The following is a 22,719-nucleotide window of genomic DNA, read 5'->3' as shown; positions in this document are numbered from 1 at the left end:
CGACCATTGACTACTGATTGACAACTAGTTACTTATATGCTTGAACAAACCTGGCGGTGGTTCGGTCCAAACGACCCCGTATCGCTTAATGACGTCCGGCAGGCAGGTGCCACCGGAATTGTCACGGCTCTGCATCACATTCCGAATGGACAAGTGTGGTCTGTAGAGGAAATTCTGCATCGGAAAAACGAAATCGAAGCCAATCAGTTAAGCTGGTCGGTGGTCGAGAGTATTCCGGTTCATGAAGCCATCAAAACCCAAACGGGTGAGTATCGGCAGTATATCGAGAATTACAAAGAGTCTATCGTTAATCTGGCGCAGGCAGGCATTGATACGGTCTGTTATAATTTCATGCCCGTGCTCGACTGGACACGTACTGATCTGGATTTCCCGATGCCTGATGGCTCAACGGGGCTCCGGTTCGATGCCACCGAATTTGCGGCCTTCGAACTCTATATTCTTCAACGGCCGGGAGCGGAGTATCTTTACTCGGATGAGCAGAAAAAACAGGCACGTACTAAACTCGATAGCATGACCGATGCGCAGGTAAAACGCCTGACACGTACCATCATTGCGGGGTTGCCCGGTTCGGAAGAGAGTTACACTGTAGAGCGGTTTCGCGATGCGCTGGCAGCCTATAAAGATACGGGCGACCATGAGTTGCGGCAGAATCTGTATGCTTTTCTGCGCGAAATCGTGCCAGTGGCTGAGTCAGTTGGTGTTAGGCTCGCCATTCACCCCGATGATCCGCCATACCCAATTCTGGGCTTACCGCGAGTGGTTAGTACGGAAGCTGATGCGCGGGCCTTGCTGGCTGCAGCAGAATCACCGGCTAACGGAATTTGTTTTTGTACGGGTTCGTATGGTGTTCGGGCCGATAACGACCTGGCGGGTATGGCTGAGCGGTTGGGACCAAAGATTCATTTCATTCACCTACGTAGCACCCAACGGGATACCGACGGAAGTTTTCAGGAAGCGAATCACCTCGAAGGCGACGTACCGATGGTACACGTAATGCAGGCGTTACTGAATGAACAAAAACGTCGGCAGAACGAAGGACGCACCGATGCACGAATGCCTTTCCGACCCGACCACGGCCACCGGATGCTCGATGATTTGACATCAGCCAAACGTAGCAATCCGGGTTATACGGCCATTGGGCGCTTACGTGGCCTTGCCGAACTGCGCGGGCTAATGCTAGGTTTGTCGAGTTTTATGTAGTAACGCCAAACGCTACGTTCTGAGAGGATGTAGTGAAATACCCCACGGCCGATGCCGTGGGGTTGATACGTTAGGTGCCTTGTAGTGGAAGCACAACCCAGTAGAACGTAACGATACGTCGGCGTCGGTCATCGGCCGATAAGGTAGCCGATTGCTGTTCCAGCGGAATCTGTTCACCCCGTCCAATCGCATTTACCGTAACATTCATTGGATTTGAATCTGCCTTTTTTCTGGCAACTATTACGTTTTCCAGCAAGTCTTTAATCACATTCGCACGCAACTGCGAAAGCTTTCTGTTGAGATCCTTGCTAGTTGGTTGAGTTATATTGTCTTCTTTTTGAAGACGTTGCGATAAATCGGTGTACAGTTTTGTGCCCGGCTCCACAGGAGTTGCGTCGGCATAGCCTGTTACAATAATTTCGCCCCTAAGCTTTTTAAAGCCACCACGGTATTTGTCGGCAAACGTGAAAAGCTTGTTAACAACGGGACTAAAGAGCCGCTGAGCTTCTTTCGTTGATTCAGGTGTGAGCCAAAACACGCCTGGCTTGAAAACCGCACCAATTTCCGAACGACTATAGGTTTCGTTGCCTAGAAAGTCGATGAGGATTTCGGTCTTTTTTTCGATAATCCGCAGACTCTCATTCGTTTTTGAAACGGTAGCATTAGCCGAAAATATGATATCCCGTTCTCGCTGCTGACTTTTCCCACTCTTGTAGTTCTCTATATCCGATAAAGCACCCTGTATCTCCTTTTTATTATTCTCAATAGTTGCCTTATCCGACGTTACGTTTGTCTGGATTTCGTCATTCGATGAGGTCGCAATTTTCCCTTCGCCTGACGATTTCTTTGCCTGTTCTGCTGCTCTGTCCAGTTTTTTTATACTGTTGTCCTGTGCCTGCATTGAGTTTCGTAAAGTCAGCGACGACCGACGGATGGCGCTCGAATTTCGTGAACAGCTTGTTATACTTAAGGCAAATAATAAAGATAAAGAGATGAGAAAGAGGTGCTTGATAGCTGTTTTTTGCATAATTGATTTGGAGTGGAGATTAGAATTCTATAAAGTCGACACTGCGTGAATCGGAAGATTTCTTGGCAGGTTTTGGCTTTGACCATCTAGGAGTAGGCTGCGTTTTTACGGATGGCGCATGTAGACCTTGAATAGACTGTAACAGAGCAGGATTGGCTTTCAACGTATAGGCCGTCTGATACCACTCGATTGCTGTTTGTCTGGCCGATGCACTTCCGGTTTTGTGATACGACAGCTCCGACTGTGCGCCATTTGACTCAAAAGCTCTAAAAAGGGAATCAATGGTATGTTCGTTGCCGGGCGTTGCCTTGAGTTCGGTAAGCGTTCGCCGGGCCGATTTAAAAACAGCGGGCTGGTTCTCGCGTGGAATCTGATATAACCGACTTAATAACCGGGTGGTACGTAGCAAGGAAAGTTTGGAAGAGTTCGACGAAGACGTAGTAGTTAATGCCGACGTAGCACGCTCGAACGTAGCGGCTGCGTTTTCTTTAGGAGCGTCATTTTGGTCGATAAAGATGATAGCAATCACAGCCATCAGCAGCAAAATACCTAACCCAATCAAAAACCAGGGTGTTGCAGTAGGTGTGTTTGAGGGGGCTGGTTGTGGTGCCTTAGGCGCTGGAGCCGGGATTGGTTTTGTCTGAGGAGCTGGTTGTTTCTTGGCACTGACTCTGGGCGAAGGCGTTGCTGGTTGTGGATAAACTGCTACGTCCGGTTTCGTTACGACAGCCAGAGGCCGAGCAGATGGTTGTTCTGGAGTAACTTGATGCGGATCTGGTTTTTCGGTGGGTAGTGGCACGATAACCGATGGCCTTATGATAGCAACTGTTGGTTGTTCCTCAGAAATGGTTGGTTTAGGCTGGTCGTTACGTCTGATCGCTATCGCATTGACCTCATCTAGCATCTCCTGAATCGATTGATGCCGATCAATAGGCTCTTTCCGGGTCGATTTCTGGATAATCGGATTGAAAACCGCGGCCTCGCCCGACAGAGGGGGCAGTGGTTTTTTGACAATAGATTCCTGAATATCGAAATAACTACGTGTGCTCAGGCCTTCGTAAGGATTGTTGCCAATCAGTAGCGTATACATCATTACACCCAGCGAATAAATATCGCTACGGTGATCAATCTCCTGCAACCCACGTACTTGTTCAGGACTCATGTACATCGGCGAGCCCAACACTTCCTGTATACTGGTCAGACCCAACGACATACTGTTTAGTTGTTCATCGTTCTGATTCAGTGCTTTAGCAATGCCAAAATCCAGAATTTTTATTTTTCCGTCGGTAGTCAGAAGAAAATTACTTGGCTTTACGTCGCGGTGAACAATTTTCCGATTGTGACAAATGGCAAATGGCGGAAGCAACTGCCGCAACCAGTCGATAAGCAATTCGGTGGAAGCCGGACCATTACGTTTTATATGACTCAGCAGATTGATGCCTGTGAGGTACTCCATCACAATGGCCATCTGATGATTGTCTTCGTAATAATCTTTAATCTGGCATACCTGTTCAATGTCGCGCAACGATTTAAGTGCTTCCATTTCGTTGCGGAAACGCCGGCGAATGTTTTCGTTCTGTGCTAAATCGATATTAAGGATTTTGACGGCGAAGGGATCGTTAATGCTGTTGACCGCAAAATACACTTTCGACATGCCGCCCTTGCCGATTTCGTGTTTAAGGGTATAAGAAGCTATACGTTCTGGTTTATCCACAAACAAGATTCTTTAAGCAGTAAACGATGGTGTTGATTAACCTTGTTATAGGCAAATCTGGATATTTGCTATAAATATAAAGTCTTTATAATTACCTATTGGTGAGTTTGATAAAGAACTTTTGACGGAAAGTTTACAGTCTGTCATGACAGTTATAACAAGCTGTTTACTGTTTATAAACCTTACCATCTTTCATAACAAAGCGAACAGTCTGTAACGTTTTGATGGTTTGAATAGGGTTTTCATCTACCGCAATAATATCGGCTAGTTTCCCCGTCTCAAGCGAGCCAATTTGCGCATCCATTCCTAACAATTTGGCATTATTCAGCAGTGCCGACTTGATGGCTTCTATGGCTGGCATCCCGGCTTCTACCATGTACTCAAATTCTTTGGCATTGTAGCCATGAATAAACACGCCTGCATCCGTACCAAAAGCGATCTTCACCCCGGCTTTATACGCCTTGGCAAATGTTGCCTGAATTTTCGGTCCAATAGCCAGTGCTTTGGGTGTTACCAAGGCCGTATAATACCCGAAATGTTTGGCCGAATCGGCTACGGTTTTCCCGGCAATGATCGTCGGTACGAAGTAGGTGCCGTGCTTTTTAAATAGCTCAATCGTTTCGTCGTCCATATACGTACCGTGTTCAACCGTCTGAACACCAGCTCGTATGGCACGTTTCATACCTTCTGCTCCGTGCGCGTGAGCCGCCACCGAAAAGCCATAATCTTTGGCCGCATCCACAATCGCTTTCGCTTCTTCTTCGGTAAATTGTGGTCCCGAACCATCTTTGGCATTACTCAACACGCCACCCGTTGCCGTTATTTTAATCAGATCAGAGCCGTCTTTGTATCGCTGCCGCACGGCTTTCCGAGCTTCGTCAGGGCTGTTGATAACACCTTCTTCCGGGCCCGGATCGCCCATTAAATCTTTCCGATAACCATTGGTTGGGTCGGCATGACCACCCGTGGTGGCAATTGATTTTCCGGCGGTAAAAACACGAGGACCATCTACCAGACCACGGTTAATAGCGTTACGTAGCGCAATGTTAATACCACTTCCTCCCAGATCACGCACCGTAGTAAAACCCGCCAGCAAGGTCGTTTTGGCGTATTTAGCCGCTTGAAACGCTACGTCGGGTACATTTTGTGTGAATCGATCAATAACACCTCCCCGCCGGGTTTCGCTCTCCAGATGCACGTGCATGTCGATGAGGCCGGGTAATACCGTTTTTGATTTCAGGTCAATAACCTGATCTTTTCCGGTAGGAGAAGTGTAGCCTTTCTGTAAAGCTGTGATTTTATTCCCTTCCACCACAATGGTCATCTGAGGCTGGAGTGTATTGCCGACACCGTCGAAAAGATTACCGCAATGGAGCAGCGTTCGTTGGGCGAATAGGGGAGATGTTAGTAACGATAAACCAGCGAATAGGTAAAGTTTTTTTATCATAGAAGGAAGCAATTTGACATAAAAAAAGCCGTAACGCAGTACGTTACGGCCCTGAAAATACGGAAAAGAACGGACAAAATTACAACTTCGTTACCTGAATTACAGCCGTTTGCTGTGGTTTGCTGGATGTTGTTTCCGGATAAGGAGTAACCTCGCGCAAAATAACTTTATAGATTTCGTTTGCTAACGTAACGCCTGTTGAGTCAGGGCGTTTGTTTTCCTTATTTTGGATATCCTGACCCAGCATCAACTGTAAGTTTTTACTATCCTGATCTTTCGCTATCTGCAATTTTACTTTTGCCTGACCAGCCCAAATGCAATTGGCATTCATAGGGCAACGGTTATCCTCAATTGAATCGACCCGAACCACTACCTCTGAACCCAATCTGGCTGATTGGTTCATTTTTAGCGACACTCGGTCGGTTGGGGGCGTATCGGTCGAATTGCAGGAAGCCGCGAGCAGCATTCCTGCAGTCAGAAAACTGATTAACTGTGTTGAGAACGGTATCATTAGCATTGGTGATTTTTTTAACGAAGACTCTGATAACGTAACAACAGTTGCAAATCGATACGTTATTTTTTTACGATAACGCCGTCAGCCATGAAAGTCAGTGCTTTTTCGGGCTCGGTGATTTTTTCAATCTCTTCCTTCGATTTGCCACCGTCTTCAGCATAGTGACGCAGTTTGGCTACCGACGTAGTAGTGGTTTCTGCTATACCTTCAACTACAACCGTTTTGCCTTCAATATCTTTCGGAACAAAGAAAGCATAGTCTTTAAACATGACCCGCATGGTTTGACCGTCGGCAGTTTTTACTTTCATCCAGCAGCCTTTTACCTTGCAAACCGATTCAACGGTTCCTTCAACTTTGGCGTTCATCTTATCCTTATCACCCATCTTTGTTGCTAACTGTGTGGCCGGAATAGCATCGGTTTCGGTGATTTTTTTGCCATGATAGCTAACTTCGTGCTGCGCAGAAGCACTCCACGAAGCAGCAATGAACAGGCTGAAAAACAGGAACTTTTTCATTCGGATCTCTGGTATAGTATGCGTTTGTTAACGTTCGTACCGAACTGGTACGTTCTACACCGTCAAAAATAAACATTTCTCTTTGAAAATAGTGCACACTAAAGCCAAGTTACAGAAACGCTTATTGTCTGATTGTCAGCAATTCGTGGACGTAGTAAGCCCGCTATCCGACGTAGCGTTTTATGAACAGTCGGGCGAAAAGTGGTCAGTTGCCGACGTAACGCAGCATCTATATCTGTCGGCAAAGCCCGTTGTTCGGCTGATGACAGGGCCGCGCGATGTGCTTCTACAATGGGGTAGCCCCGAGGTTCCATCGCGAACGTATCAACAGATGGAGGCAATGTATCGGAACGTATTGGCAACGGGTGTGAAAGCTCCTGCTACAATGTCGCCCCGTCCAGACGATACCCAGATTGGCAAAGCTGCGTTGCTGGAACGCTTTACCGGTATTTATCAGGCACTTGTAGATGCAGCATCTGGCTGGACGGAGCAGGAACTTGATACGTATTGTCTGCCCCATCCAGCATTAGGTAAGTTGAGTATGCGCGAAATGTTGCTTTTCACCTGTTTACACACACAACATCACCTGCAACAATTAAACTATTAACGTGATGAACGACCAACGCGCCCGAAATAGTAATTGACGCCAAGCTTCAGCCGGTTGCCTTTTCCACGACTGGCAGTTGGATCAAGTTTGTTATAAAAACTACTTTCATAAGCTAGTTCAGCACCCAGACGAGGAAAAATCCAGGCCATAAGGCCCAATTCGAGGCCAACGCTGGTATAACGAGCTTTAACATCGGTTGGAATATTTTCTGAAAACTCGCGGCCACTGTTTAAACTCGCGCCAACGAAACTGCTAATACGGGTTCGGAAAGGGTAATAACGAACAAACGCACCGATTTGCCGGGAACGATATTTGTTGCCAATGAGCCGGTCGGCGTCGTAACGCAAGCCAGCCGCAAAGCCCGGTTGAAAAAAATAACCAGCCCTTAGATTGGCGCCCAGATAAACCTGCCCACTGGCTGCGCCAAAGCCCAGACCTCCACCGCCGAAAATAGTGTTTGGCTGAAACCAGTTTAGCTGGTGTGTTTCCTGATAACTACGCGATCGGTCAACCTCTTCTTCAAGCTTCTCTTCGGTACGAGCCGCTTCCTGACGAATGTCCTGCTTCGTTTGTTCATTAACCAGCGGTCGGGAGTTAGCTCCTGAATCGGGCTGGTTCTGCGCTATACTCACAGCCGATATGCCGATGAGTAACGCTATCGTGATCCATAAATTTTTCATCATCGTTGAGTTGTAATTCTAAAAACAAACACTTTCATAGTAACCGTCAAAGACCTATAAAGTTTGTCGTGTAATTAGTACGTTGTCTGTTTTTTCAGTATTAGCGTATACCAGATAATCCTTATTGGATCAAATATATCAACATAATGAGACAAGGGTCATACAGGAAATCTCGTTTCCCATATGACCCTTGTTCTATAAATTACACTCTAATCTTACTTCTTCAATTGCTCAATCAATGCCGAAACCTGCTCGGTAGACGTAGCGGGGAAATTGGCAATCCGAATCTGTGATTCTTTGAATTTGCCATAGCCACTACCAACAATCATTTGTTGGCTTTTAGCGGCTGCTATTACGTCAGCAGATGGTTTTTGCGTGGTGGCTACCACAACCGTTTGTGAACGATGACGTTCCTGTTGCACGAAAGCCGAATAAGCATCAGAGCTATCCAGAAATTTATAGATAGCCTTCGCTTTTTCTTCGGTTTGCTTACGAATGTTTTCGATACCAATCTGGTTAAAATCTTCTGCGATTTTCCCTAACAAATAGATAAACAGTACGTTAGGCGTGGCAGGTGTTTCAAACGTTTTGTAATGTTTCCAAAGCGTTGGTAATGTATGGTGCGCACCAATGGTAAGCGAGTCATTACCTTGCAATTGCTCCGCTTTTTCGAGGCACCCCTGACTGGCAATCCATACGCCTAATCCGGCTGGCATACCAAACGCTTTTTGCACGGAGAAAAACGCAGAGTCAATGATACCGAAATCGAGATCAGGATAAGGTGCCGACGACACCATATCGACACAGAAAAGCTTTTTCGGGTATTTACGCTTTAATTTATGAATCTCCGACGTTTTCATCTGTACACCCGACGACGTTTCGTTATGCGCCAGACAAACGACTTCGGCATACTCCGGAACCTGAACGTCAGCCGCGTCGAACCCTTCGCCGAATGGCTTTTCCAGTACGTGCGTATGCTTATGGAGCGCATTGGCGTAGTCGTAAAATTTCTGCGAAAACGATCCGTTGACGAGGTGGAAACTTTCGAATTCTACGCAGTTCAGCAGCATTCGCTCCCAAACCTCCGATGCCGATCCGGTGAAGAAAATACCGTGGGTGTCCGGGATGTTGAGCAACGTGCGAAGCTGTTCATCGGTAAACTTATAAATATCCCGAAACCGCTGGCTCCGGTGCGAAATCGACCCAATCTGCTCATCCATTGCTTGCTGGAGATGCTGATAAAACGTCGGGTAAAGTTCGGCCGGTCCGGGCGTGAAGTAGGTATTTTTCATAATTAATGAGTGAAAGAGTGAAAGAATGAAAGAATGAAAGAGCCTGCCGGATGGTATTCGCTCCGGCGGCCCGGTTTCATTCTTTCACTCTTTCGCTCTTTAATAAAGTAATCTAAACTTAATTGTGTTGTCAATTTCCTTTAGTTCCTTCACCACCTCGTCAGCATATTCTTTCGCTACGTCGGTGATTACATAACCAACTGTTTCGTTGGTTTTGAGGTACTGACCGTGAATATTGATGTGGTACTTGGCGAAGATGTTGTTCATTTTAGCCAGAATACCCGGTACGTTGTCGTGAATGTGCAACAGGCGGTGTGCGCCTTTCAACAGCGGCAATTGCAGTTCGGGGAAGTTTACGCTGCCGTACGTACTGCCATTGTTGATGTATTCGAGCAATTTGCCGGGCACAAAACTACCAATATTTGCCTGCGCTTCTTCGGTGCTTCCACCAATGTGGGGCGTCAGAATTACGTTAGGAATGGTACGTAGTGCGTTTACAAATTCTTCGTTGTTCGTTTTGGGTTCGTGTGGGAAAACGTCGACACCTGCACCGTATACTTTACCACGCTCTAATGCATCGACCAGGGCCGGAATATCGACAATGTGGCCGCGCGACAGATTCAGAAAAATCACTCCGTTTTTCATCAGCGAGAACTCCCGGTAGCTGATCAGGTTTTTGTTCTCCTTCCGTCCATCGGTATGCAGGCTGATGATATCGGAAACTGCCAGCAGCTCGTCCAGCGATTTACATTTCCGGGCATTACCCAGCGCCAGTTTATCGACAATATCGTAGAAGTAAACTTCCATGCCCAGCGCTTCGGCTACTACCGATAATTGCGTACCGATGTTGCCGTAACCTACCAGACCGAGTTTTTTACCCCGAACTTCAAAGCTATTCTTGGCCGATTTGTCCCAGCCACCTTTGTGCATCAGATTGCTTTTCGGCACAATAGAGCGAATCAACATAATGATTTCGCCGATAGCTAGCTCAACAACCGAACGCGTGTTGCTGTAAGGCGCGTTGAAAACCGCGATGCCTTTCTGAGTACAAGCGTCGAGATCAATCTGGTTCGTGCCGATGCAGAACGCACCGATGGTCATTAGCTTATTCGCATGTTCGAGCACGCGGGGCGTTACGTTTGTTTTTGAGCGAATACCCAGAATCGATACGTCGCGGATGGCTTCGATCAGTTCGTCTTCGTCGAGTGCGCCTTTTCGAATCTCTACGTTAAAACCTTCCTGCTCAAACAATTGTACGGCCACCGGGTGAACATTCTCCAGCAGTAATACTTTGATGCGGCTTTTCGGGTAAGACTGGCTGCGGCTCAAGTTATTGTGATATAAAAATTCATCGAGCGAAGGTGCTACGTGGTCGGCTTTTTCGACAACGCGCGGACGCATTACGTTCTCCGTGAAAGCATAAAAACGGTTGGCCAGCCCCGATGCTTTGATTTCGTAATCGGTATATCCGTCACCAATTACGTAGACTTCGCCGTCGAGGTTGAGGTTTCGGATTACCTGCGATTTCCCACCGTTGGCCGATAGTGGATTCTTCGGGTCAAATCCTGTAACAGCACCGTCTTCGTCGAATAGAAACGTATTAGCAAATACATTTTCGGCCCGAATGCCCAGCGACGTAACGATGGGTACAATGAACTCTTTGAATCCGTTCGATACGATGAAAATATGCTCGGCATTCTCGGTCAGAAACTGTTTATTTCTCGTAAACGAATCTGAAATTTTACCCATCAGATTTTCGATAAGCGCAGGCAACTGATTCCGGTGTGCTTTCAGCAGATTCAGACGTAAGATCAGCGATTCAGTAAACGAAATTTCGCCCGACATACCCCGGTCGGTAATGGTCTTAATCTGGTTCAATACGTCGTCGCGGTCGGGCCGGCCAACGAGTGAGATTTCGCCCAGTACGTCGAGGGCTTCCACTTTGGTGAAAGTGCTATCGAAATCGATAATGTAATAAGTCTGTTCCAGTGGTTTGGTGAGCATGATTGAAGAGCTTATTCAGACTCTTTAGTTATGTGTTCTAGTAAATATTCCAGTTTGGTACGTAGCTGAGGTATATCCTGCTGGATCACAGTCCAGATTATATCGTAATCAATGCCAAAATATTCATGGACTATTACGTTACGGATACCAGTCAATATGTGCCACTCTATATTGGTAAAGCGGTTTCTGATGTCTTCAGATACGTGATTGGAAGCTTCGCCAATAATCTCAATTAGCCGGGTTACGGCAAGCTGAAGTTTTCGGTCAGCCAGATAATCTTCATATACAGTACCTTCTACAAATTCCTGAATTTCAGTAATAGCGTCAAGCATGTGTTTTATGCGTGCCTGTTCACTTATCCGCTTTTTCATAAATCAGTTGTTTATCCTGATCGATGTAGGGCTTTACATGAGGAGAAAGCCCGTTTGCGGAAACAAGATCAACGGTTTGATGAAGTAGAGCTTCCAGTTGAAGTTTCATTCTGATAAAATCGAATAACGAAACTTTTGGCTCCAGCTCAACTAAAATATCCAGATCGCTGCTGTCTGTTGCTTCGCCACGTGCCTGAGAGCCAAACAAATAAGCTTTTTTTACAGGCTGCGTGCCAAAATATTGCTGTATGGCTGCTTGTTGTAGAATCATAGCTTATTCTGTTTTATTGAAAAACGCCAGCGCCCGCTCTTCCGACCAGTACGTACCCTGAATGCCTCCGCTTTTCGATGGAAAGCCACAGTGCCCGCCGTTCTCTGGAAACTCCATCCAGACGTTCGGTAGTTCCCGGGCCAACGTAGCAGGCAGACATTCGGGCGACAGAAACGGGTCATTCTTTGCATTGACAATCAGGGTTGGAATCGCTATGCGCGGTATGAATTGTAACGAACTGCTACGTGTATAGTAATCCGTTACGTCCCGAAAACCATTCATGGGCGCCGTGAATGAATTATCAAATTCGCGAATACTACGTGCTCTGGTCACGGCTTCGGTTGGGAAAACACCCGGCATCACCGCAGCTTTCTGCATGACTTTTCGTTTTAGTGTTCGGTTGAATCGATAATTATACACCAGACTGTCCCAGCGTTCGAGTCGACGGGCCGATCCCATCAGATCGAGAGGTACCGAGAAAACGACCGCTTTTTTGATAGCCGGATTTATGGTTGCCCCTTGTTCGCCTAAATATTTCAGGGTGACGTTACCGCCTGCGCTGAACCCCATCAGATAAATGCTCTGATAGCCTTTGGTGAGCGCATAGTTGATGACAAAGTGTAGATCGGATGTTTCGCCGATATGATAAAACCGCTCCTGACGATTCATTTCGCCACTGCACGACCGGTAGTGCCATGCCAGACAATCGAAGCCGTTTTGGGTCAGATGCCGTACCATACCTGCCAGATACGGACTCGTTGAGCTGCCTTCCAGGCCGTGCGATAGAATGACTAAACAGTTGTTAGGAGCGAGGAGCGGGGAGTGAGGAGGGCTGACTCGGGAATGATCTTCGGCCGGATGGCTTCTCACTCCCCGCTCCTCGCTCCTAACAACTGCTTTTGCCCAATCCAGATCCAGAAAATCATCGTCCGGCGTTTCGATACGTTCACGCACGTAGGCGGTTGTTACCTTGCGAAACAGCGAGGGAATAATGGTTTGCAAATGGCCGTTCCATAAACGGGTAGGCGGCTCGTAACTCGATTGGGCAATCAGCGGCATTCCAGACGCGGTCGATTGAAGCCGCAAAGGTAAGAGTTCTCTGGCTTACAAGCTTTATAAATTCGAAAAATTAGGTTTTTGTCTCTTTTGGGGTTGTCTGGTTACTTATTTCATCCACTATTTTTATTCATGACAGGTCCTAAAAATTGGTACGTATTTTGATTTGTTTTGGACAAAAAAACTATCATTCCGATTTCGTCGTTAATAGACGTAACAAAACAACCAACTTTCTACACATGAAAACCCCAGTTTTAGTACTTGTTTTCCTGTTGTCGCTCGTGTCTTTGACACAGGCACAGGACAAAAAACCGGCGAGCCCCAAAATGACATCCGAAAGCCCGGATAAATCGATTAAAGTCGTGTATGGTCAGCCTTCAAAAAAAGGTCGGGTCGTTTTTGGTCCAGAGAGTTCGAGCAGCCTCGAAAAATATGGCAAAGTCTGGCGCACAGGAGCCAATGAGGCTACCGAAATTACGTTTAAAAACGACGTAATGTTTGGCGGCAAAATGGTAAAAGCGGGTACGTATACGCTTTTCACCATTCCCGGCGAAAAAGAGTGGAGCGTTATTCTGAATAGCACACTGGGTCAGTGGGGCGCTTACGATTACGAGAAAATAAAAGGCACTGATGTTGCTTCGATTAAAGTGCCGGTGTCGATGAACAAAACGCCAATCGAAAAACTGACGATTACGCCATCTAACAGTAGCGTTGCTATTGCCTGGGATAATATGACGATTTCGGTGCCTGTTATGAAACATGGTACCTAGTCTATAGAAAACCGCTGGTTTTCAGTTCTTAATAAACAAATAGTCTCCGGTAAATCTTCTTTTGCCGGAGACTATTTGTTTTTAGCGTAGTAATGAGTAAACTGTGATCTTATGTAACAAAACCCACCCAAAACTCTGCAACGGCTATGTTTCTACGATTTACTTTCTTGTTCTCGTTGTTATTCGGTAGCATACTAATTGGAAATAGCCAGAACGTTGCTCCTAAAAAGCTGCTCATCTATTACGGGTTTCCATCGAAAATCAATAGTCTGACCGTCAATACGCAATCGGCGGCCAATGAATTTAGCCGGTACGAATACGTAGTGTGGCCCGACAATATTGAAAATGCTACGATAAATCCGGTTGAGAGTGGCAAAAGCCATACGATTCTCACGCAAATGAATCCGGCTACAAAAGTGTATGGTTACGTGAGTTTGTCGATGAAAATTCCCTCGCCCTTGTCACTGTCAACCATAGAAGCGAAACTCCAGCGAATTAAGGATTTTGGCTTTAAGGGCGTTCTGTTTGATGAGTGCGGCTACGTAGATAGTGTTACGCGGGATCGGCTTACGGCTGCTGTTACGTATGCTCACGAAAGAGGACTGGCAGTAATGGCTAATACGTTGTATTCGACCTGCCTGTATGATAATGTCTATAATGCTACGTATAATCCATCGAGCAAACCAACACCTTTTACGAGTCAGGATGGCTACCTGTTTGAGAGTCACGTTGTTATAGGCGGCAATTATTTTCGGTTTCAAGGCGAAGATGGCAGTCCCTACGACGATTGGGATTTCTGGCGCGCCAAGTCCGATACGCTACGTCAGTTTCAGAAACAACTTAATTTCAAGGTTTTCTCTGTTACTACGCCTAATTATGCAAGTGATTATGATTCAGCTAAATACCGCTTTGCCTGGTACTGTGCCTGGCTCTGGGGGCACGAAGCGACCGGGTGGAGCGAGTACAATTACAGTTCAGATGCACCTAATAATACGTCGCCAAACAAAGCACCTTTTCGAGAACCACCGACGGATGCTCCCAATCCGGGCAATCGGTTTCTGACGGAGTTTGCGCGCAATGGAAACGAACATTTTCGCTTTACAAATACAGGCCGAATTTATGCCAATACGCAAACCAAACAGGCTGGATTTATTTCATGTGGAACCGTAGTTAGCCAGCAGAATGGAAGCTGGACAACGCCAGCCAGCTGGCAAGGGAATCGGGTACCATACCCATGCGATGGTGTTACGGTACAAACAGGTCAGTTGATCTCGGTGAATGGTTCTGTTACGGCTCGTAAACTGTTGATTCAGGCTGGCAGTAGACTCGCCTACGACGCCTTTGGAAAAATTATATTGGTAGGTGAATAAGAGTTTACATTTTAGTTTAAATTGGAAACCAAAAGCCAGTAAATCATTATTTATTCACTGTTTGCAACGAATTATAGCGAATCGGAGTCTTGAAATAAAACCGTAGGGTAATTCTATTGGCATTTTCTTAAATAAAATTAGTGTAAGTGGTTAACAAACAAACGTTTATCGCGTTATTTGTACAACGCCTAACCAACTCCGTATGATGAAACATTACTTATTGTATATACTGCTTGGTTTAGCCGGACTGCCTGCCTTTGGGCAAGGTGGTTCTGACTACTACCGGCTCCCCGAACAAAACCCGGCCTATAACCGATTGCTGTCGCGTTATGGAGGGCCTTCGATACGTAATCGCTGGTACGTATCGCTCGATAGTTATCTACGTACCGACAACGCGCAGATTGATAATTCATTTGATGATCTTATTACCAGTGATGTAGTTGGTAAAGTGAGCCTCGGCGCTACGTTAGGCTGGGTTTACCGCGAACGTTGGGCCGTTGAAGCAGGCTATGCTCGCACGCCGATTCACACGCAGGTGTCGGTCAGTAACACAGCTACTCCGCTATACTTCCGCAACACCGATACCCGAAATACATTTGTGCTACGTGGAAAACGGCTGCTCATTTCTACAAGTAAACCCTGGCTACGGTCTGGTTTCTGGCTCAGTGGCGGTATGTGGGTTGTGCCCGGTAAAGATCATCTGGATAATCGTTACACATTGGCTGGTTATCGTTATCAGGGACGTTGGGAAGCCATGGAGTCCTTTAAACTGGTTAGCCAGTCACGTAGTAATCCTGAAACGACCACAGTTGCAGAGCTAGGTGCTGAATACAATATTCGGTTGAATAATGCGCTTGATTTAGGTATTGCCGTTCGCAAATACTGGGGATTGGGGGAGGCTTCTACCACCAACGTAACGTATCTGGCCGGTCGGATGGCACCGAAAGAGACGCAACTTCAGGGAACTGGTTCAGGTATGAGTTACGGCATAACGCTACGTTATAACTTCTCAATACAACGCAGTCTGACCAACGTATTGGATGTGCAGGGCAAGAAGCCACGTATTCGTTAACTATAAAACTCACGACTATTTGATTTCAAATTTTACTTCATACAGAAAGTAGGCGGTTTGTTCAACCGCCTTTTTTATGGAATAAACTGGCAAAAGCCATTAATTTGATTCATTCGCAACTCACTTACTACGTATGAAGCGGCTCGCTAAACGGCTCCTTTTCCTATCTATACTAACAGCCCAAACGGCTTTAGCTGAGGTAAAACTCCCCAATACGTTTGGCTCACATATGGTTCTGCAACGTCGAAGACCCGTACCTGTCTGGGGGTGGGCCGATTCTGGTGAGAAAGTTACAGTTTCGCTAAATAACCAGACCAAAACGGTCAAAGCAGCTAAAGATGGGAAATGGCAGGTTATGCTCGATCCGATGGAAGCGGGTGGCCCGTATCAGATGCTGGTGAAAGGCAAAACCAATACCGTTACGTTCGATGATATTCTCATGGGCGAGGTCTGGGTTTGCTCCGGCCAGTCGAATATGGAGTGGCCGCTCAGCGCGGCTGCCAATGCCAAAACCGAAATAGCAGCCGCTAACTACCCGAATATTCGCCAGTTATTGGTAAAAAAAGTCGTTAGCCTGACGCCAAAAGAGGATATAGAAGGAAGTTGGACGGTTTGCTCCCCCGAAACGGCTCCTAAATTCACGGCTGTTGGGTATTTCTTCGCTCGTCAGCTTCAGCAGGAGTTGAACGTACCGATTGGTCTGATCAATACGTCGTGGGGCGGTACTCATTCCGAAACCTGGACCAGCCGCGAAGCCATGCTACGTGATCCAGATTTAAATCCGATGGTGGTCGATTTACCATCCAGCTTGTCTGTTACCGATCAGAAACTGAGAGGCCGTTTAAAAGTGCTGGTTCAGGAAAAACAGGGTGGTATTCTGCCAACGGCTGCCGAGGAAAAAACGTGGGCAAACAGCGATTTTAACGATTCCGAATGGCTTAAAATGGGCTTGCCCAAAAACTGGGATTTTCAGGGAGGACTACCCAATTTCGACGGCATTGTCTGGTTTCGCCATGAAATAATTATTCCGAGCGATGCCGATCTAAAAAATGCCACATTATTGCTTGGTACCATCGACGATGCTGATTCAACATTTGTAAACGGCCAGTTCGTTGGCACGACAGATGGTTATAATGTGCCCCGGCAATATAAACTAGCCGATGGTATTCTGAAGCCAGGACGTAACATAATTGCGGTTCGGGTAAAGGATACGGGCAGTACTGGCGGCTTTACCGGCGAAAGTGATAAACTGGCTATAGCAACTACTGGAGGAAATCTGTCGCTGGCTGGCGATTGGCGTTACCGAATTGGGCAGGTGCAAATACCTCCAGTAGGAAATGGTCCGAATGCGTACGGTACATTGCTGTATAATGCCATGCTGAATCCGCTGATTCCGTACGCCATAGCCGGAACTATCTGGTATCAGGGTGAATCGAACGCGGGCCGGGCGTATCAGTACCGCAAATCGTTTCCGCTCATGATTCAGGATTGGCGACAACGCTGGGGGTATGATTTTCCGTTTTTGTTTGTGCAACTGGCCAGCTTCAAAGCGTCTGACGGCGACAGTAAGCACGGAAGCTCCTGGGCTGAACTTCGGGAAGCGCAGACGATGACGCTCAAACTGCCCAACACGGGTATGGCCGTTACGTCGGACATAGGGGAGCGGAACGATATTCACCCGAAAAATAAACAGGATGTTGGCAAGCGTTTAGCCGCCGAAGCCATGCGTATCTCCTATCCGCAAACGAGTACGCTTGCAGGTGAGATTTCGCGGGGGCCTATGTTTGACAAAATGACGGTTACGGGCAATCAGGCAAGCGTTACGTTCCGGAATGCAGACGGAGGTATCTGGGTGAAAGATAAATACGGTTACGTAAAAGGATTTGAAGTAGCGGGTGCTGACCAGATATTTCACTACGCGAAGGCTGAAATTCAGGGCAATACGGTTGTTGTTCATACCGACTCTGTAGCAACACCCGTAGCGGTTCGCTATGGTTGGGCTGATGACAATGGCGATGTAAACCTCTATAATCAGGCGGGTTTCCCGGCTGTTCCGTTCCGTTCTGATACGTGGAAAGGAATCACTGAAGCCGTGAAATTCGGCGACCGATAACCCCAATTCAACTTCTGTTACTAGAAACTTTGTCATTTCGACCGAAGGGAGAAATCTTAAGCTTACTCATTGAGGAGTTTGAGATTTCTCCCTTCGGTCGAAATGACAATTTATTATAAGAGGTGGTTTTCATAAAGTCCACTTATGTCAATTTCTCATTTCCAGCTTGCGCATGGGCATACTGTCGATTAGGCGAAAGAGTTCGGCGGAACTCACTGGTTTTTGATACGTCTGTTTTACGCCCCCATCTTTACCAATAAGCCAGCCTATAAACGTAGCAGATGGTTTGAGTTTATAGTTGCGGATTAGAAACTGACGGTCGCTTTCCGATAACGTAGTATTTTCAACCTGTACTACGTCTAGTTCACGTTCGTCTAAATCAGCTTTTACTTTGCTGAAAATTGTTTGCTGGGCCACCAAATCGGGCTGATTTTTATCGCTAGCGTAGAGCAACAACACCCGACGCTGGTCTTTCTTTTCGGACAGTATTGCGCTAAGCGGCTTCTGCTGATTTGTCAGGCTTTGTAGCATAAACATAACACCCACCGACATCAGGAATGGGGCAACCGACCAATGGTTTTTCATCGATACGCAGCACCATCGGCAAGTCGCGGTGCTGATACTACAAACAGTAGTTGAAGCTCATTGTTACAAATCTTCCAGCCGCTCAAGCATGAGAATCGATGCTTGAGGAACAATCACAAATTGCTCGCCTTCGTATTGCAACTCAATCGCGTTACGTTGCAGATACAATGCTACGTCGCCTTCTTGTGCCTGAAGCGGCATGTATTTTACTTTTTCTTCGGTTTCTTTCCACGGCTCATCGTCTACGGGAGTTGGAATCGGATAACCCGGCCCCACCTTAATTACATAGCCCGATTGTACCTGCTCTTTTTCCTGAACGGTAGGAGGTAGGTATAAGCCGCTCGAAGTGCGGTCGGTAGGGTCTTTAGGTTTAATCAATACGCGGTCGCCTACTACGATCAGGTGTTTCAGTTTATTATCAGACGTAATTCCAAGCATAACAGTCGGTAGTCAATAGTCTTTTACTCGTAAGAGCGTGTTGGCAAAAATCGGGCAAAACGTAGTACTAACGTCAAAATGTCATAGAACTCCGTAGCAGATAAGGGCAACTGATTGATAATCGACTTTAAACGGAACCTTACGGAACCGGGTCATAGCCATGCCCACCCCACGGATGACAGCGACCAATACGTTTCAAACCAAGCCAGCCACCCCTCAGAGCGCCATGTTTACGTATCGCTTCGATGGTATATTGCGAACAGGTGGGCGTATAACGGCAGGCATTCGGGAAATAAGGCGATACAATACCCTGATACCCTTTCACCAGCCCAATCAGAATTGTTTTCATCATAAAATTGTAAACACGAAAACGGTCAAAAACTTTCCCGCAATCTATCTGTATCTTTGCCTGTTGTCGTTAATTAGTAAAGTCAGGACTCGGTTTTATAGCCACATCCGTAAAACAGAAACCTTAAACCGTACCGGCGGCCCGGCAGAAAACATATTTTATCATTTATATGCTGCAATACATTATCTGGGAGGTTAATCCCGAAATCTTTCACGTAGGTTCCTTTTCAGTACGTTGGTATGGGTTGCTTTTCGCGCTGGGTTTTCTCATCGGGATGCAGATAATGACCTACATTTTTAAGCAGGAAGGCAAACCCGCTGCCGATACCGATACACTGCTGATTTACATGGTCGTATCCACTATTCTGGGAGCACGTATCGGCCATTTTCTGTTCTACGAACCCGAAGTTTTGCTTCACAATCCCTTAGTAGTCATAACCCCACCCTTTGCTGGTCTGGCAAGCCACGGGGCAACTATTGGTATTCTGCTGAGTTTATGGCTCTATTCGCGTCGGAAAGAAAGCCGTTTAACCGGGCAGTCATTCCTGTGGGTAACCGACCGTATTGTAATTGTTGTAGCACTGGCCGGAGCCTGTATTCGTTTTGGCAACCTGATGAACTCGGAAATTGTGGGTCGCCCAACCGATGTGCCCTGGGCATTTGTGTTCATGAATAACAACGAATACGCCAAAATTCCGCGTCACCCGGCTCAGTTATATGAATCGTTGTCATGTCTGGTTATCTTTTTCATTTTGTTATGGTTCTGGAATCGGACTCGCGAAAAAACTCCTCGCGGAAGCATGTTAGGTATCTTCCTGATTTGGGTATTCGGTCTTCGGTTCTTCTACGAGTACCTGAAAGAAAATCAGGTGGCCTTCGAAAACGAATTACCCCTAAATATGGGCCAGTGGCTGAGTATTCCGGCTGTGTTGATGGGTATCTATTTTGTAGTACGTAGCTATCGTACGCCAGTGCCTGTTTCCAACCCCGAGAAATCACCTACGCTTGAACCGTAAAAGATTCTGACTCTTTACTTTAGTAAATTTAGAGAGCTAGAATCTGTATATCTTTACCTTACCCTACACTTCACACAAACCCACTTTATGAACATGTCTTTTGGGACTACCCGCTGGGTTTTGCCCATTATAGCACTGAATCTGGTCATGGCCTCAGCAATGGCGCAGGGGCCGGGTCGGCAAATGCGCTGGTCGGCCGATGGCAACGCGTATGCGTCGGTTGAACAGGGCGAAATCGTTCGGACTGACGTTCGGAGCGGTCAAAAAACGGCGTTGCTACCCAAAGCGAAACTTCAGCAACCGGGTAAAACCCAGTCGATGGCTGTTGCTGATTTTACCTTTTCGGCTGATAGTAGTAACGTATTGATTTTTACTAATACGGCTAAAGTATGGCGGCTGAATACCCGTGGCGATTACTACCTGATTAACCGCGCATCGGGCGAGGCTCGTCAGTTGGGAAAAGCGCGGCCATCGCAATCGCTCATGTATGCCAAACTGTCTCCCGATGGACGTAGCGTGGCCTATGTTAGCGAACATAATCTATTTGTCGAGGACGTAGCATCGGGCCAAGTTCGCCAGTTAACCACCGACGGCACCCGCAAGCGGATTAATGGTACGTTCGACTGGGCGTATGAAGAGGAGTTTGGCTGTCGTGATGGGTTTCGGTGGAGCCCCGACAGCAAACAGATTGCGTATTGGCAGGTCGACGCGACCAAGATTCGGGATTATCTGATGCTCAATACCACCGATTCGATTTACTCACACGTAGTGCCCGTCGAATATCCCAAAGTCGGTGAAAATCCATCCCCAACACGTATCGGTCTGGTGAACGTAGGGGGGGGCCGGGATGCCGTGCCATCTACTACGTGGTTGAATATCCCCGGCGATCCGCAGCAGAATTATTTACCGCGTATGGCCTGGTTTCCAAACGGGAGTGCGCTGATGATTCAACAATTGAATCGGAAACAGAACGAAAGCAAACTGCTGGTTTATACCGTAGCCAATCAGTCTGTTACGCCCATTTACACCGAAACCGACAAAGCCTGGATCGATGCCAAAGATGATCCGATGAACTGGGAATGGATGAACAATGGGAAGTCGTTTGTCTGGATGTCGGAAAAAGATGGCTGGCAACACCTGTACCTGCTGAGCGCCGACGGAAAAAAAGAAACTCTGCTGACGCCGGGAGCTTATGATGTAGCATCGATCACGCATATCGACGAAGCGACGAACCAGATTTATTTCATCGCATCGCCCCAGAAAACCAACCAGCGTTATCTGTACCGCGTTCGGCTCGATGGTAAAGGCAAGGCGGAACGCGTAACACCTGAAGGACTGGCCGGAACGCACAGCTATGTTGTTTCGCCGAATGGTCGGCTGGCGCAGCATACGTTCACCAATTATCAGACGCCAATGGCTCGTGAATGGGTGAGTTTGCCAGAGCATAAGCTGGTTGGTACGGGCGAAGCCATGAAAGCCAACACGATTGCCAAACCGAATGTCAGTTTTTTCAGCGTGACGACCGACGATGGCGTTACATTGGATGGCTGGATGGCGAAGCCAACTGATTTCGACAGCACCAAAAAATACCCGATTGTTTTTTACGTCTACGGCGAACCGGCTAACTGCACTGTAAATGATGGTTTTGCCGTGGGCTTAAACCGACTTTTTGCGGGCGATATGGCGAAAGCGGGTTATCTCTACGTAGCACTCGACAACCGGGGCACGCCGAACCTGAAAGGAGCTGGCTGGCGCAAATCCATTTACCGCCAAATCGGTCGGATAAACGTTCGTGATCAGGCGATGGGCGCGAAGAAATTATTCGCTCAGCATTCGTATATCGATACCAGCCGGGTGGCTGTGTGGGGCTGGAGTGGGGGAGGTTCTACTACGTTGCACCTGCTGTTTCAGTATCCCGATATTTATAAAACGGGTATTTCGATTGCTGCCGTTGGTAACCAACTGTTTTACGATAATATCTATCAGGAACGTTATATGGGATTGCCGCAGGAAAATCGCGAAGATTTCGTAGCCGGTTCACCTGTTACGTATGCCCAAAATCTGAGAGGTAATCTGTTGTATATTCACGGAACCGGCGACGATAACGTACATTACGACAATGCCGAAGTGCTGATTAATGAGCTGGTGAAACATAATAAACAGTTTCAGGTGATGCCGTATCCAAACCGTACGCATGGCATTTCGGAAGGAGCCGGAACCACGAAGCACTTACAGACTTTATACACGAACTATTTGCTGAAGAATTGCCCGCCCGGCGCCCGCTAGCC

22 protein-coding genes are annotated in these 22,719 nt (G+C 47.1%); 8 read left to right on the top strand and 14 right to left on the bottom strand.

Translation table 11 applies throughout. The features are described from left to right. Positions 1 to 36: 36 nt before the first annotated feature. Positions 37 to 1,221, top strand: a complete 1,185-nt coding sequence (gene uxuA / locus ACYVD4_RS15110) for a mannonate dehydratase (protein WP_460947037.1) — start codon at positions 37 to 39, stop codon at positions 1,219 to 1,221. 70 nt (positions 1,222 to 1,291) lie between these two features. Here the strand turns inward: uxuA and ACYVD4_RS15105 are convergent, their stop codons facing one another. The 5 genes from ACYVD4_RS15105 to ACYVD4_RS15085 all read right to left on the bottom strand — a co-directional run bounded on the left by ACYVD4_RS15105 (position 1,292) and on the right by ACYVD4_RS15085 (position 6,438). Beyond that, positions 1,292 to 2,248: a hypothetical protein gene (locus tag ACYVD4_RS15105; RefSeq protein WP_460947035.1), complete on the bottom strand. Its 957-nt coding sequence runs from the start codon at positions 2,246 to 2,248 to the stop codon at positions 1,292 to 1,294. A gap of 19 nt (positions 2,249 to 2,267) precedes the next feature. Further along, entirely contained in the window at positions 2,268 to 3,962 is a 1,695-nt protein-coding gene (locus ACYVD4_RS15100) for a serine/threonine-protein kinase (protein ID WP_460947033.1), read from the bottom strand. A gap of 166 nt (positions 3,963 to 4,128) precedes the next feature. Next, complete coding sequence (locus ACYVD4_RS15095) at positions 4,129 to 5,406, bottom strand: metal-dependent hydrolase family protein (RefSeq protein WP_460947562.1); 1,278 nt, start codon at positions 5,404 to 5,406, stop codon at positions 4,129 to 4,131. An 82-nt stretch (positions 5,407 to 5,488) separates the two neighbouring features. Further along, a complete protein-coding gene (locus ACYVD4_RS15090; protein WP_460947032.1) occupies positions 5,489 to 5,920 on the bottom strand; it encodes a hypothetical protein in 432 nt (143 codons plus the stop codon). Between the two features lie 62 nt (positions 5,921 to 5,982). Then, complete coding sequence (locus ACYVD4_RS15085) at positions 5,983 to 6,438, bottom strand: DUF4920 domain-containing protein (protein WP_460947030.1); 456 nt, start codon at positions 6,436 to 6,438, stop codon at positions 5,983 to 5,985. Positions 6,439 to 6,529: 91 nt separating this feature from the next. Between ACYVD4_RS15085 and ACYVD4_RS15080 the strand changes: the two genes are divergently transcribed. Then, on the top strand, positions 6,530 to 7,045 hold the full coding sequence (locus ACYVD4_RS15080; protein ID WP_460947559.1) for a DinB family protein: 516 nt from the start codon (positions 6,530 to 6,532) through the stop codon (positions 7,043 to 7,045). On the opposite strand, the gene ACYVD4_RS15075 is transcribed toward ACYVD4_RS15080, so the two are convergent. From ACYVD4_RS15075 to ACYVD4_RS15050, 6 genes are all read right to left on the bottom strand, one after another. Next, positions 7,042 to 7,728 carry a hypothetical protein gene (locus ACYVD4_RS15075; protein ID WP_460947028.1) on the bottom strand — a complete coding sequence of 229 codons (687 nt, stop codon included), beginning with the start codon at positions 7,726 to 7,728 and terminating at the stop codon, positions 7,042 to 7,044. The two genes, ACYVD4_RS15080 and ACYVD4_RS15075, sit on opposite strands and share 4 nt — an antisense overlap. A gap of 212 nt (positions 7,729 to 7,940) precedes the next feature. After that, positions 7,941 to 9,017: an aminotransferase class V-fold PLP-dependent enzyme gene (locus ACYVD4_RS15070; protein WP_460947026.1), complete on the bottom strand. Its 1,077-nt coding sequence runs from the start codon at positions 9,015 to 9,017 to the stop codon at positions 7,941 to 7,943. A gap of 99 nt (positions 9,018 to 9,116) precedes the next feature. Next, complete coding sequence (gene serA, locus ACYVD4_RS15065; RefSeq protein WP_460947024.1) at positions 9,117 to 11,021, bottom strand: phosphoglycerate dehydrogenase; 1,905 nt, start codon at positions 11,019 to 11,021, stop codon at positions 9,117 to 9,119. Positions 11,022 to 11,032: 11 nt separating this feature from the next. Continuing rightward, on the bottom strand, positions 11,033 to 11,392 hold the full coding sequence (locus ACYVD4_RS15060; RefSeq protein WP_460947022.1) for a HepT-like ribonuclease domain-containing protein: 360 nt from the start codon (positions 11,390 to 11,392) through the stop codon (positions 11,033 to 11,035). Beyond that, on the bottom strand, positions 11,373 to 11,663 hold the full coding sequence (mntA, locus tag ACYVD4_RS15055) for a type VII toxin-antitoxin system MntA family adenylyltransferase antitoxin (RefSeq protein WP_460947020.1): 291 nt from the start codon (positions 11,661 to 11,663) through the stop codon (positions 11,373 to 11,375). The genes ACYVD4_RS15060 and mntA overlap by 20 nt, the downstream gene beginning before the upstream one ends. Positions 11,664 to 11,666: 3 nt before the next feature. Continuing rightward, on the bottom strand, positions 11,667 to 12,722 hold the full coding sequence (locus ACYVD4_RS15050; protein ID WP_460947557.1) for a YheT family hydrolase: 1,056 nt from the start codon (positions 12,720 to 12,722) through the stop codon (positions 11,667 to 11,669). 236 nt (positions 12,723 to 12,958) lie between these two features. Here ACYVD4_RS15050 and ACYVD4_RS15045 point away from each other — a divergent pair, with 236 nt between their 5' ends. The 4 genes from ACYVD4_RS15045 to ACYVD4_RS15030 all read left to right on the top strand — a co-directional run bounded on the left by ACYVD4_RS15045 (position 12,959) and on the right by ACYVD4_RS15030 (position 18,044). Then, the gene (locus ACYVD4_RS15045; protein ID WP_460947018.1) at positions 12,959 to 13,489 is read left to right on the top strand and encodes a DUF2911 domain-containing protein; all 531 of its coding nucleotides are present in this window, start codon (positions 12,959 to 12,961) and stop codon (positions 13,487 to 13,489) included. Between the two features lie 146 nt (positions 13,490 to 13,635). Continuing rightward, positions 13,636 to 14,859, top strand: a complete 1,224-nt coding sequence (locus ACYVD4_RS15040) for a hypothetical protein (RefSeq protein ID WP_460947016.1) — start codon at positions 13,636 to 13,638, stop codon at positions 14,857 to 14,859. Between the two features lie 202 nt (positions 14,860 to 15,061). Beyond that, positions 15,062 to 15,931, top strand: a complete 870-nt coding sequence (locus tag ACYVD4_RS15035) for a hypothetical protein (RefSeq protein WP_460947014.1) — start codon at positions 15,062 to 15,064, stop codon at positions 15,929 to 15,931. Between the two features lie 133 nt (positions 15,932 to 16,064). Beyond that, positions 16,065 to 18,044: a sialate O-acetylesterase gene (locus ACYVD4_RS15030; protein ID WP_460947012.1), complete on the top strand. Its 1,980-nt coding sequence runs from the start codon at positions 16,065 to 16,067 to the stop codon at positions 18,042 to 18,044. A 147-nt stretch (positions 18,045 to 18,191) separates the two neighbouring features. Here the strand turns inward: ACYVD4_RS15030 and ACYVD4_RS15025 are convergent, their stop codons facing one another. The 3 genes from ACYVD4_RS15025 to yidD all read right to left on the bottom strand — a co-directional run bounded on the left by ACYVD4_RS15025 (position 18,192) and on the right by yidD (position 19,416). Further along, positions 18,192 to 18,629: a DUF4174 domain-containing protein gene (locus tag ACYVD4_RS15025; protein ID WP_460947010.1), complete on the bottom strand. Its 438-nt coding sequence runs from the start codon at positions 18,627 to 18,629 to the stop codon at positions 18,192 to 18,194. A gap of 63 nt (positions 18,630 to 18,692) precedes the next feature. Further along, on the bottom strand, positions 18,693 to 19,067 hold the full coding sequence (locus ACYVD4_RS15020; protein WP_460947008.1) for a co-chaperone GroES: 375 nt from the start codon (positions 19,065 to 19,067) through the stop codon (positions 18,693 to 18,695). Between the two features lie 139 nt (positions 19,068 to 19,206). Further along, positions 19,207 to 19,416 carry a membrane protein insertion efficiency factor YidD gene (gene yidD, locus ACYVD4_RS15015; RefSeq protein WP_460947555.1) on the bottom strand — a complete coding sequence of 70 codons (210 nt, stop codon included), beginning with the start codon at positions 19,414 to 19,416 and terminating at the stop codon, positions 19,207 to 19,209. Positions 19,417 to 19,585: 169 nt separating this feature from the next. Between yidD and lgt the strand changes: the two genes are divergently transcribed. Both lgt and ACYVD4_RS15005 read left to right on the top strand, forming a co-directional pair. Next, positions 19,586 to 20,431, top strand: a complete 846-nt coding sequence (gene lgt, locus ACYVD4_RS15010) for a prolipoprotein diacylglyceryl transferase (protein ID WP_460947006.1) — start codon at positions 19,586 to 19,588, stop codon at positions 20,429 to 20,431. 183 nt (positions 20,432 to 20,614) lie between these two features. After that, entirely contained in the window at positions 20,615 to 22,717 is a 2,103-nt protein-coding gene (locus ACYVD4_RS15005; RefSeq protein ID WP_460947553.1) for a S9 family peptidase, read from the top strand. Positions 22,718 to 22,719: the final 2 nt, after the last annotated feature.

The organism is Spirosoma daeguense, assembly GCF_054776875.1.
The sequence above is the reverse complement of the archived record's forward strand: the minus strand, read 5'-3'. Positions and strand labels throughout refer to the sequence as shown.